Origin of the sequence: uncultured Tenacibaculum sp. (assembly GCF_947498805.1) — a bacterium.
Lineage (GTDB): Bacteria > Bacteroidota > Bacteroidia > Flavobacteriales > Flavobacteriaceae > Polaribacter.
The window spans coordinates 256,587-268,968 of record NZ_CANMLT010000005.1 but is presented as its reverse complement, the minus strand read 5'-3'; the positions used below and the strand labels follow the sequence as shown (position 1 = coordinate 268,968).

Genomic DNA, 12,382 nt, shown 5'->3' with positions numbered 1-12,382 from the left:
GTGTCTTAAAACGCTTAAAAACACCTTTAGGTAAGGTTTGAGGTTTTTTTGAGATTTAGGCAAAAGACAAAAAGTTAAAAGTTCTTTAAAAGCGTTGTTTTAAAGAAGGTTGTTTTTTAAATATTGCGATAAAAATAAATGTTCTTTAATAAAATAACATATGTTAATAAGATGTTAAAAAAATGTTTTATTTTCATCAATTATGTGGTTAAGATATGGTTTTGATAAAAAATTAACAAATATGTTGTTTTTAATTTTAAAAATTCAGATGTTTGTTGCTCAATATTAACCAAATAAATTTTAAAAAATGAGAATCCCCCGTATTCTATTAGGCATGGCTATTGCCTCAATTTTACTTGTTAGTTGTAATAACTCTGAAGAATTAACAAAGAACCCCACAAATGAGTTGTCTAACCTTGATTTAGTAAACAAAAAAGAAGTAACCTTAGATTTCATCGATTTAATGAAGAATGATGATTTTAAAAAGGTTACTCTAGAAATGCTGAGTAAGCAAAAGCCAAGTGTTGAAATGTCTAAGATATTAGATGGAGCATCTGGTTTTGTTTCAGAGCAAAAAGCTTTTAAAGACTTAGATAATAAGACTTCAGAATTAAAATCTAAAGCAAATGCTGAAACTGCTCCTGAGAAAATAGAAATCTTAGAGGTTTGGATGCATCTTCCAGAAGGAGTTGATGCACGTGCTTCAAATGACTTATTGTTTTCTTTTGCTCCTAAGGGAGAGGAAAATGACTGGAAACAAATTGAAGCTTATACTTTAGATAAGGAGTTGGTGTATTTAGATGCACATGAGGCTCCAAATCGACCTGTAATTGTTATCGAAACAGATGGTTTTGAAACATTGAAAAAAGAGGTTGAGTACATGAATAAGTTTTTGAGAGAAGAAGGTGTACAAAACAATCGATTCAATGGAAAGAAAATAATGAACGTTGTTAACCCAGCAAAAACATCTGGTTTAGAAACTACTAAATTGAATAAAATTCGTTTGAATGATGACGAAGAACCATGGATTAGTGGTGCAGCTGAAGTATATGCGATAACTTCAGGTATTAAGGATGATAGTAAATCACCAGAAATTAAAATCATTCCAATGTACTACTTAGATTATGATGGTACAGATTACTATCCAAATCAAGTACTATTATTTTGGGATGATTATAAGTATCAAGCTGCAAACATTCAATTGTTTGAGAAAGATGATAATGTAAATTATAAAGATTTAGTTTCAACGATCGTAAGTGGAGTTTTTCAAATTATTGGTACAGTATCAACACAGCCTTGGGTAAATGTTTTAGGACAAGTTGCTGGGGCTATAATTCAGGCGATGCCTAATAGTTGGTATACTAATAATGATGATTATGTAGATTCGTTTTACACAATTGAGAAGAACAAAAGCTACAATAATCACTATGGAGCTAGAGGTAATGCTAAAGTAAATTTAGCACCTTATTTTATAGCTTCAAATTAATTTGAGTTTAAAATCCCGCGAAAGCGGGATTTTTTCTTTCTAGCAACTTTCCCAATAAAATCGAGATTTTTAATGTGTTTAGTTAAACGAACTAACCTTAGATAAAGTTGGTTTTTACGTTTTTTTGTGTACTATAAAGGCCTGTCAAACCTCTTGTAAAAGAGTAATTGTTTGTTTTTAATTGGTTACGGTTTTATAACTTTCTTTTACCTAATTGGTAACGTATTCCAAGATTATAAATAGAAGAGTCAGGTTTAAATCTTTTACTGAAAATAATACCTCTTGATTCTTTTGTTTTAGCTCCACCTGCGAAAAAGGTTTCTGCAGATAATAGCAAATGAAGTTTTCTATTTAGTTTGTAAGAAAAACCAATTCCTAAGTTAAAATTGACATATGTATTGTTGTTGAGGTTAGGAGTTAGATTTTCTGTTAAAATGAACTTTTCTTTAATTTGAAAGTTGAAGGCGACTCCAGTATTAAAGAAAAAATTTAGGTTAGGTAAAATAAAATGGGACTCCCATTTATAATTTAAGGGAAGGCTTACAATGTCTCCTTGGTAGATTATTTTATAATATGGGTTTAAGCTAAATCCTGTGTTAGAGGTGCTTCCTCCTTCTGTATTTATGGATGTTTTTAAATACTTAGCTCTTAATGAAAAACTACTTTTTTTTGAAATGAAGTATTCAATACCAATACCAAAATGGATGTTGGTTTTGTTGTTCGGATTTTGATATCCAGTTTCTGTCAGAAAGAAAAAAGTATCTTTTTGTTGAGAAAACATGAAGGATGTAGTTAGAAAAAAGAAAATGAATAGATTTTTTTTAGTGTTCATAGTTTAGCTTTTAAAATTCCAGTTTATAAAAGGGAGGGTACGTTTTTCATTTTTATTCCATAGCCCTATTTGAATTCCCTTTGATTTTTTTGAAGTATTGAATATTCCAATTTGAACTCCATTTAGGTGTTTGGTTTCATTATATCCGCCGATTTGCATCCCGTTTAATTTGACTGTTGAGTTTCCTGAAATTGAAGCCGAAATTCCGTTGGTTTTATAAGTCTCATTTCCAACAATTGCTACAGAAATTCCGTTGTTTCGTTCTATAAGATTTCCAAGGGTAGCAAAAGAGATACCATTCATTTTTATGAGATACTGTCCGATGAGTGCACCCGAAATTCCATTTATTTGAGTATTAGCCAATGAACCAGATGATAGATTGATTCCGTAAACAACTTCAATAGGTTCTTGATGTAAACTTGCTTGGTAACTTTTTTCGCTTGTTGAAATAGGGCTTCTAGGTGCCAAGGGTAATAACAAGCCCAAACCAGGAGCTTCAATTCGTACACCAAAAGTTCGGGTTAATGTGCTGTCTCTAAAGACCTCTTTCGGGAGAATACCAATAGAGGCTCCTATTATGTCGGTGTTTTTGGAGTGTATTGTCCATAGAATAGGTCTTAATTTTCTTTTTGACTTTTGAGCATTAATTCCGAATGAAAATAAAAAACAGGTAATTATAATAATTGTTCTCATTACGATTTACATTTTAGATTCGGTTCAAAGTTATTGTGATAGTTGCGTTTTTGTTTGTGTAAATCAAAGTGTCATAAAATATTATTTGTGATTATCGCAAATAAAAATTACATTAGTAATATGTTTCAAGAAGCTCTACTAGAAAAGATCAAAAAAGAATTACCTAAGAATACTTCTTTAAATGAAGCATTGGCAACCGTATTAGATATTAGTTATGATGCAGCTCATAGAAGGACTAGTCTGAAGAGTAAATTTTCGTTAGAAGAAAGTGTTTTGTTGGCTCGTTATTTTAATGTTTCATTAGATGCATTGTTTGGAGTGACACAAAAGGAATTTGTTTCTGTTGAAAAAACAAAACAAATAACGAATGAAAATGAATTGAAAGAATATTTTGAAAGTTCTTATCAATCATTATTTCCATTACTAAGCGTAAAAGAATCTGAAATTTATTATTCAGCTAAAGATATTCCGCTGTTTTATACTTTAGGAAATACCACATTAAGTAAATTCAAACTTTATGTATGGCTAAAACTGTTAGATAAGAATTTTAGAAAGAAAAGATTTGAAGAATATCATCCAAGTTTATCGATTGTACAATCGGCTGAGAAATTGGGGAGTTTATATCAAGATTTATCGGTTACAGAGATATGGGATGTTACAACGATTAATAGCACGCTAAAACAGATTCATTTTTATTATAAAGCAGGACAAATTTCTACAGATGTTGCTGTTAAAATATGTGAAGATTTGAAAGGGTTGTTGAAAGAAATTTCCTTAAAAGTGATTTCTAAAAGTGAATCTTTCAAACTCTATTATAACGAGCTTCTGCTAATGAATAATAATGTGCTCGTAATAGCACCACAGGTGAAATCATTATTTGTTCCAAATTCAATGCTTTCTTATTTTACTACAAGTGATAAGAGAACAACTGAAGAAGCTGAACGATACTTTAATGAGCAATTTTACCATTCTAAACTATTGAATAAAGCAGGAGAAAAGGAACAAAATATGTTTTTTCATAAAATGTTAGAAAAAGTAACTGCTTTGGAAAGGTTGATAGAAGCTGAAAATATTTTAGATTTTGAATAAATAGAATATCCCGCTCATGGCGGGATATTTCACAACTAAAAATTTAATAAGAACATTAGGAGCTTTTAATAAGCATCCTCGTGTACCGCTTTAATGGCTCTACCACTAGGTTCGTTTTGGTTTTGGAAACTAGCATCCCAAGCCAATGCTGTTGGAGTACTACATGCAATAGACGGAACTGATGGTACCGTTAATGCAGCAGTTTCACTTGAAAAATGCTCTTCGAAAATAGAGCGATAATAATATTCTTCTTTTGCTCGTGGAGTCTGAGTTGGAAATCTATGAGCGGCATTTGCCATCATCTCATCTGTTACAGCAGTTTCTACAACCTCTTTCAAAGTATCTATCCAGTTGTAACCAACTCCATCAGAAAATTGTTCTTTTTGTCTCCATGCTACTTCTTTTGGTAAATAGCTTTCAAAAGCTTTACGTAATACCCATTTTTCCATTCGTTCTCCATTAATCATTTTATCTTCTGGGTTAATACGCATCGCTATATCCATAAACTCTTTATCTAAGAAAGGAACTCTACCTTCAATACCCCAAGCCATTAAGCTTTTGTTGGCTCTTAAACAATCATACTGATACAATTTATCCAGTTTACGAACAGTTTCTTTATGGAATTCCTCTGCATTCGGAGCTTTATGGAAATATAAATATCCACCAAAAATCTCATCAGCACCTTCACCTGAAAGCACCATCTTAATTCCCATTGATTTAATAACACGTGCCATTAAATACATTGGAGTAGATGCTCTAATGGTAGTTATATCATAGGTTTCTAAGTTATAAATTACATCCTTAATAGCATCAAGTCCTTCTTGAATAGTAAAGGTGATCTCATGATGAATGGTTCCAATATGATCAGATACTTTTTTGGCAGCAGCTAGATCGGGAGACCCTTCTAAACCAATAGAAAAAGAATGTAATTGTGGATACCAAGCCTCATCTTTATCATCAGATTCTACTCGTTTAGAAGCATATTTTTTTGCGATAGCTGAGGTGATAGAAGAATCTAATCCACCTGATAATAAAACTCCATATGGTACATCACTCATTAATTGGCGGTGCACAGCGTCTTCTAGAGCATCGCGTAATTCGTCAATAGAAGTTTGGTTTTCTTTTACCGCTTCGTATTCCATCCAGTCTCTTTGATACCATTTTTGTAAACCATCTTCTCTGGTGTAATAATGTCCTGGAGGAAATATTTCAATTTTGTTACAATATCCTTCTAATGCTTTTAATTCTGAAGCAACATAGAAAGTTCCGTTTTTATCCCATCCCATATATAAAGGAATGATTCCCATATGATCACGTGCAATTAAATATTCATCTGTAGTAGAATCGTATACTGCAAATCCAAAGATTCCGTTTAAGTCATCTAAAAAATCTACTCCTTTCTCTTTGTATAAAGCTAAGATTACTTCACAATCTGACTTTGTTAAGAATTGGTGTTTTTCTTTTAATTGAGATCTTATTTCTTTGTGGTTGTATATTTCTCCATTGGCAGCTAATACAAAACGACGATCATGACTAAATAACGGTTGTTGTCCAGATGTAGGATCTACAATTGCTAACCTTTCATGAGCCATAATAGCTTTTTGATCATTATAAATACCACTCCAATCCGGTCCACGATGACGAATCTTTTTTGCCATTTCTAAAATTTGTGGTCTTAGCTCTTCTGAAGACTGCTTTAAATCAAACGCACATACAATTCCACACATAACTATATCTTTTTAAAATTTTATTCTTTTTGGTTTATTTCTGGTACAAATAACCAACATATGTTTTTTAATTGTAACTAAAAATTAAATTATAGTTATAAATTAAAACTTTTAAGTTGTTTTTTGTGTTGAATTGAAATCTGTTTATTGCTATTTGTTCAAAGAGACTTACTATTTTGTAGTTGAATTAAATAATTTGAAAGAAAAGTTTGCAAAATCAAAATGACTTTATACATTTGTACCACAATGATGAAACAATTATTAAATAACTGGTGGTGGAAATCTCGTAACTTACGTTAGTGAGACCATACTGTTATATCTATAATACAACGAAAAGGCTTATCTCATGATAAGCCTTTTTTGTTATAACAAATTTAGAAATTAGAACAAATGTCACCTCGAGCGCAGTCGAGAGGTCATTTAAACAAAAAGAGATTTAAAAATGGTCTCAACTGCGCTCGACCTGACAAAGAAATAATGGATAAAATCAAGTTTACAACAATTTCCAAACAACAATTAGCTGATACTATTACTCCAGTGAGTTTGTATTTACGTACTCGTGATAAATATGCAAATAGTTTATTGTTGGAAAGTTCAGATTATCATAGTAAAGAAAATAGTTATTCTTTTTTATGTATAGAGCCAATGGTTACAATAAAAGCTGAAGAAAATAGTATTTCGGTATCCTATCAAAAAGAACTTCTAGAAACACAACCTATAGAACGAGATTTTTATCAAAAATTTGAGGAATATAGCAAATTGATTGAAGTAGATTGTACAGATGAAATTAAATCATTTAATGGTTTGTATGGATATACAACTTTCGATGCTGTGCAGTATTTTGAAACCGTACAATTTAACTCTCAAAAGGCACCATCTGCAATTCCAATGTTACAATACAGCTTTTTTAGATTTATAGTTGCAATTAACCATTTTAAGAATGAATTAATTTTAATTGAAAATATTCCAGAAGGAGAGGAATCTAGATTATCTGAGATTGAAAATTTAGTGAATTCTCAATCTTTTGCGAAGTACGATTTTAATTTCATTGGAGAAGAAACTTCTAACGTAACAGATGAAGAGTTTAAATTAAATGTTACCAAAGCAAAAGAACATTGCAAAAGGGGAGATGTATTTCAATTGGTATTATCTCGTCAGTTTCAACAACAGTTTAAAGGAGATGAGTTTAATGTATATAGGGCGTTACGTTCAATAAATCCATCACCATACTTGTTTTATTTTGATTACGGAAGTTTTAAGTTAATGGGATCTTCACCAGAAGCACAAATTAAAATAGAAGATAAACAAGCTATTATCAACCCAATTGCAGGGACTTTTAGAAGGACAGGAGATGATGAAAAAGACAGAGAGTTAGCAAAAGAATTAGCAAATGATCCTAAAGAAAATGCGGAGCATGTAATGCTTGTAGATTTAGCGCGTAATGATTTAAGTAAACATGCTACCAATGTAACCGTTGAAACCTACAAAGAGGTACAATATTTTAGTCATGTAATACACTTAGTTTCTACGGTTACAGGGACTATTAAAGGAAACTCAATGAATATTGTAGGAGATACCTTTCCAGCAGGAACTTTAAGTGGTGCTCCAAAATATAAAGCTATGGAGTTAATTGATAGGTATGAAAATCAAACACGTGGTTTTTATGGTGGATGTGTAGGTTTTATTGGCTTAAACGGAAATGTAAACCAAGCAATTGCAATTCGTTCTTTTGTAAGCAAAAACAATACATTGTATTACCAAGCAGGAGCAGGGATAGTAATCAACTCTAAAGAAGAAAACGAGTTACAAGAAGTAAATAACAAATTAGCAGCATTAAAGAAAGCTTTGGTGTTGGCAGAAAATATTTAAGTGTAAAAGTTGAAAAGGTTTAACAAGTTAGAAAGCAATAAAACTGAATAAACTATAAACATTCAAACTTTAAAACTAAAAAAGATGAAAATTTTAATACTAGATAATTACGATTCATTCACCTATAATTTGGTGCATTATGTAGAAGATATTACTGGTGAGTTACCAGATGTGTATCGTAATGATGAAATTTCTATTGAGGAGATTCAAAACTATGATGCAATTATTTTATCACCAGGACCTGGAATTCCTGATGAAGCTGGAATTTTAAAAGAAACGATAAAGACTTATACAGGAAAGATTCCAATTTTTGGTGTATGCTTAGGATTACAAGCTATTACAGAAGTTTTTGGAGGTGAGTTAGAAAACCTAAATGATGTATTTCATGGAGTTGCTACAGAAATGAAAGTAACTAAAAACAATACCATTACTTTTAAAGATATTCCTGAAACTTTTGAAGCTGCACGTTACCATTCTTGGATTGCTTCTCACCATAATTTTCCAGCAGAACTAGAAATTACAGCAATTGATGACGCAGGAAGTATTATGGCACTACGTCATAAAGAATATTTAGTGGAAGCAGTACAATTTCATCCAGAAAGTATCTTAACACCAGAAGGTAAAAAGATGATAGAGAATTTTATTACTTCAGTTGAAAGTCTCAAAATTAAAGCTTAAAGCCGTTCCAATGAAAAAAATATTAAATACCTTATTTGAGCAAAAAAGATTGACAAAAGAACAGTCGAAGGAAGTATTAATTAATATCGCTCAAGAGAAATATAATGCATCTCAAATAGCAGCTTTTATTACAGTTTTTTTAATGCGTCCAGTATCGGTTGATGAACTTTCTGGATTTAGAGAGGCTTTATTGGAGTTGGCAGTAAAGGTTAATCTGTCGGATTTTAATACAATTGATTTATGCGGAACGGGAGGAGATGGAAAGAACACTTTTAATATTTCTACGTTAACGTCTTTTATTGTAGCAGGAACAGGAAATAAAGTAGCAAAACATGGTAATTATGGAGTTTCTTCAGCTTCTGGATCTTCAAATATGTTAGAGTTTTTAGGATACCAGTTTACGAATAATGAGAGTACCTTAAAAAGACAATTAGAAGAAGCTAATATTTGTTTTTTACATGCACCATTGTTCCATCCAGCGATGAAGGTTGTGGCACCGATTCGAAGAGAATTAGGAGTAAAGACATTTTTTAATATGTTAGGACCTTTGGTAAATCCAAGTTCACCGCAAAATCAATTGGTAGGAGTGTTTAATCTAGAGGTAGCCAGGGTATACAATTATATGTTACAACAAACCAATGTAAATTATGGGGTTGTTCATGCTTTAGATGGTTATGATGAGATATCTTTGACGGGAGATTTTAAATTGTTTACTAAAGAAACAGAACAACAAATATCTCCACTAGATTTAGGACAAAAGCAATTACAACAATCAGATATTTTTGGAGGGGATACGGTAAAAGAAGCTGCAAAAATATTTGTTGATATTATCAATGGAAAAGGAACTGATGCGCAAAATAATGTGGTTTTAACCAATGCTGCATTCGCTTTAAAAACCTTTGATAAAAACAAATCGTTTGAAGTAGCTTTTGAAGAAGCAAAGGATTCTTTATTAGGGTTAAAAGCGAAAAATTCATTAGAAAAATTAGTAGGTTAAAATTAAATGTCTGTTCGAGTGAATTTACGAGGAACGAGTAAATTTGTATCGAGAACTAAATACAATTTGATACATTATTCTTTATAAGTAAAAACTATTCGAAATAGAATAAAATTCATAATTACTCATTCGTAATTTATAATTAAAAAGTATGACCATTTTAGATAAAATTATAGCATTTAAAAAACAGGAAATAGCAAAGATTAAAGCAGAGATTCCTGTGAAAAAATTAATAGAAAGTCCGCATTTTAAAAAGGAGGCTATTTCTTTAAAGAAATCTTTATTAGAGCCATATTCAACAGGAATTATTGCGGAATTTAAAAGACAATCACCATCTAAAGGTGTTATCAATGAGAAAGCTACAGTGAGTGAGGTTACCAATGGTTATTTAGATGCTAATGTAGCAGCACAGTCTATCTTAACAGATACCTCTTTTTTTGGAGGAACTATGGCGGATTTAATGGAAGCTAGAAGTATTAATACAACAAAACCTATTCTTAGAAAAGATTTTATTGTTGACGGATTTCAAGTAGTAGAATCGAAAGCAATTGGGGCGGATGTAGTATTATTGATAGCAACTTGTTTGGATGAAGTACAGTTAAAAAATTACGGACAGCTAGCAACCGATTTAGGTATGGAAGTGTTGTATGAGGTACACTCTCAGGAAGATTTAGATAAGATTGGAGATTTGGATAATAAGATTATCGGGATTAACAATAGAAATTTAAAAACGTTTGAAGTTGATTTAGAACACTCGATGAAGTTGGCAAGTCAAATACCGAATACTGCATTGAAAGTTTCAGAGAGTGGAATTTCAGATCCTAGAATTATTACAGGATTAAAAGAGCACGGTTTTCAAGGTTTTTTAATAGGAGAAAACTTTATGAAAACTGAAGATCCAGGAGAAGCTTGTAAAGAATTTATTGAGCAAATTAGATAAAGCCCTCCCAAAGGGAGGGATTTAAAGGAACGATTTAGAGTAAAAAAAGAGAGATGTATTAAGGTTATGCAAAAAAAGAATAGAAATAAAACAACGAATTGTCCCCCTTTGGGGGAACGGGGACTTTTACTAAAAGTTTGCGGAATGAAGTACGTAGAAAATATTCAGCAAGTTGCTGAAGTACAACCCGACTATTTAGGGTTTATTTTCTATGATAGGTCTCCAAGGAATTTTGAAGGAATTATTCCAGAGTTGCCTAAAGGAATAAAAAAAGTAGGAGTATTTGTAAATGAATACATAGAGATTGTAGTTTCTTTAATTCAAGAGTATCAATTAGATGTAGTGCAGTTACATGGAGATGAGAGTGTTGAGTATATTGAGAAGTTAAAAGAAGCATTTCAAACGGCGGAGGAAGAATTGATAGCGCAATTAAAGAAGAAGCGTAAACCCAAAACGATTGAAATAGTAAAGGTTTTTGGAGTAAAAGATGAGTTTGATTTTTCAATATTGAAACCTTTTGAAGCAATTGTAGATTTCTTTTTGTTTGATACGAAAGGAAAAGAAAGAGGAGGGAATGGAATTACCTTCAATTGGAAAGTTTTAGAAAATTACAATTCAACAGTACCATTTTTTCTCAGTGGAGGTATTGGTTTAAAAGAATTACCAGAAGTACAAAACCTTCTAAAGTCAAACTTACCTATTCATGCACTAGATGTGAATAGCAAATTTGAAACAAAGCCAGGAATAAAATCAGTAAAAGACATTAAGAAATTAAGGCATATAGCAGCGAGCTTATAGCCAAAAGCGAATCATATGAAATTTCAACCAGATCATAACGGATATTACGGACAGTTTGGAGGAGCATTTATTCCAGAATTGTTATATCCAAACGTAAAGGAACTAGAAGATAATTATATTCAAATTATCGAATCTGAAACTTTTCAAAAAGAGTATAAAGATTTACTAAAGCATTATGTAGGGAGGCCAAGTCCGCTGTATTTAGCAAAACGATTATCAGAAAAATATGGTGCTACTATCTATTTAAAAAGAGAAGATTTAAACCATACTGGTGCACATAAAGTAAACAATACTATTGGTCAGATTTTAATTGCAAAACAATTAGGAAAAACCAAGATTATTGCAGAAACAGGAGCAGGGCAACATGGAGTAGCTACGGCAACAGTTTGCGCATTAATGGGCTTAGAGTGTATTGTGTTTATGGGAGAAACCGATATCAAACGTCAAGCGCCAAATGTAGCTCGTATGAAAATGCTAGGAGCAAAAGTAATTGCTGCAACTAGTGGAAGTAAAACATTAAAAGATGCGACTAATGAAGCTATTCGTTATTGGATACAGCATCCAGATACGTATTACCTAATTGGTTCTGTAGTAGGTCCACATCCATATCCAGATATGGTAGCTCGTTTACAAGCAGTTATTTCAGAAGAAATGAAGTGGCAATTAAAAGAGCATACTGGAAAAGAAAACCCAGATACGGTAATTGCTTGTGTGGGAGGAGGTTCAAACGCAGCAGGTGCTTTTTATCATTATTTAGATGATGAAGATGTAGAACTAATTGCTGTTGAAGCTGCTGGTTTAGGAGTACATTCTGGAGAAAGTGCAGCTACTTCGCAACTGGGAGAAGTAGGGGTAATTCATGGTAGTAAAACGATTTTAATGCAAGATGAATATGGGCAAATAGTAGAACCATATTCAATTTCAGCTGGGTTAGATTATCCAGGAGTAGGACCGTTGCATGCCTTTTTATTTGATGAAAAGAGAGCAACATTTATGAATGCAACTGACAAGGAAGCATTAGAAGCTGCATATGAGTTAACAAAAATAGAAGGAATTATTCCTGCATTGGAAACGGCACATGCATTAGCAGTTTTACCAAAGATGGACTTGAAAAAAGATCAAACAATTATCATCAACTTATCAGGTAGAGGAGATAAAGATTTAGAAACCTATATTAAACATTTAAGCTAATTCGTCATTCCGAATGAAATGAAGGAATCTGTATAACAAGATTGCCAGGTCTTTTCATTCCTCACAATGACCAAAAAAGAAA

At 32.0% G+C, this 12,382-nt stretch carries 11 protein-coding genes; 8 read left to right on the top strand and 3 right to left on the bottom strand.

Annotation, left to right across the window (positions count from 1 at the left end; translation table 11 throughout):
* Window positions 1-307 precede the first annotated feature (307 nt).
* Window positions 308-1,486: a DUF3103 family protein gene (locus Q0873_RS11835; RefSeq protein WP_299107444.1), complete on the top strand. Its 1,179-nt coding sequence runs from the start codon at window positions 308-310 to the stop codon at window positions 1,484-1,486.
* 193 nt (window positions 1,487-1,679) lie between these two features.
* Here Q0873_RS11835 and Q0873_RS11830 read toward each other — a convergent pair whose 3' ends face one another.
* Entirely contained in the window at window positions 1,680-2,267 is a 588-nt protein-coding gene (locus tag Q0873_RS11830; protein ID WP_299107441.1) for an outer membrane beta-barrel protein, read from the bottom strand.
* Window positions 2,268-2,321: 54 nt separating this feature from the next.
* Window positions 2,322-3,011 (bottom strand): hypothetical protein, encoded by a 690-nt coding sequence (locus Q0873_RS11825; protein ID WP_299107439.1) that lies wholly within the window; start codon window positions 3,009-3,011, stop codon window positions 2,322-2,324.
* Window positions 3,012-3,131: 120 nt separating this feature from the next.
* Here Q0873_RS11825 and Q0873_RS11820 point away from each other — a divergent pair, with 120 nt between their 5' ends.
* Window positions 3,132-4,100 (top strand): hypothetical protein, encoded by a 969-nt coding sequence (locus Q0873_RS11820; RefSeq protein ID WP_299107437.1) that lies wholly within the window; start codon window positions 3,132-3,134, stop codon window positions 4,098-4,100.
* A gap of 65 nt (window positions 4,101-4,165) precedes the next feature.
* On the opposite strand, the gene asnB is transcribed toward Q0873_RS11820, so the two are convergent.
* Window positions 4,166-5,827 carry an asparagine synthase B gene (asnB, locus tag Q0873_RS11815; protein WP_299107435.1) on the bottom strand — a complete coding sequence of 554 codons (1,662 nt, stop codon included), beginning with the start codon at window positions 5,825-5,827 and terminating at the stop codon, window positions 4,166-4,168.
* Window positions 5,828-6,304: 477 nt separating this feature from the next.
* On the opposite strand from asnB, the gene Q0873_RS11810 reads away from it, so the two are divergent.
* The 6 genes from Q0873_RS11810 to trpB all read left to right on the top strand — a co-directional run bounded on the left by Q0873_RS11810 (window position 6,305) and on the right by trpB (window position 12,300).
* Window positions 6,305-7,696, top strand: a complete 1,392-nt coding sequence (locus Q0873_RS11810; protein ID WP_299107433.1) for an anthranilate synthase component I family protein — start codon at window positions 6,305-6,307, stop codon at window positions 7,694-7,696.
* 84 nt (window positions 7,697-7,780) lie between these two features.
* Window positions 7,781-8,374 (top strand): aminodeoxychorismate/anthranilate synthase component II, encoded by a 594-nt coding sequence (locus tag Q0873_RS11805; RefSeq protein WP_299107431.1) that lies wholly within the window; start codon window positions 7,781-7,783, stop codon window positions 8,372-8,374.
* A gap of 10 nt (window positions 8,375-8,384) precedes the next feature.
* On the top strand, window positions 8,385-9,371 hold the full coding sequence (gene trpD / locus Q0873_RS11800; RefSeq protein WP_299107429.1) for an anthranilate phosphoribosyltransferase: 987 nt from the start codon (window positions 8,385-8,387) through the stop codon (window positions 9,369-9,371).
* A 151-nt stretch (window positions 9,372-9,522) separates the two neighbouring features.
* On the top strand, window positions 9,523-10,311 hold the full coding sequence (gene trpC, locus Q0873_RS11795) for an indole-3-glycerol phosphate synthase TrpC (RefSeq protein ID WP_299107427.1): 789 nt from the start codon (window positions 9,523-9,525) through the stop codon (window positions 10,309-10,311).
* A 144-nt stretch (window positions 10,312-10,455) separates the two neighbouring features.
* Window positions 10,456-11,109, top strand: coding sequence for a phosphoribosylanthranilate isomerase (locus tag Q0873_RS11790; protein WP_299107425.1), 654 nt, complete (start codon window positions 10,456-10,458; stop codon window positions 11,107-11,109).
* 15 nt (window positions 11,110-11,124) lie between these two features.
* Entirely contained in the window at window positions 11,125-12,300 is a 1,176-nt protein-coding gene (gene trpB / locus Q0873_RS11785) for a tryptophan synthase subunit beta (protein ID WP_299107423.1), read from the top strand.
* The last annotated feature ends 82 nt before the right edge of the window (window positions 12,301-12,382 follow it).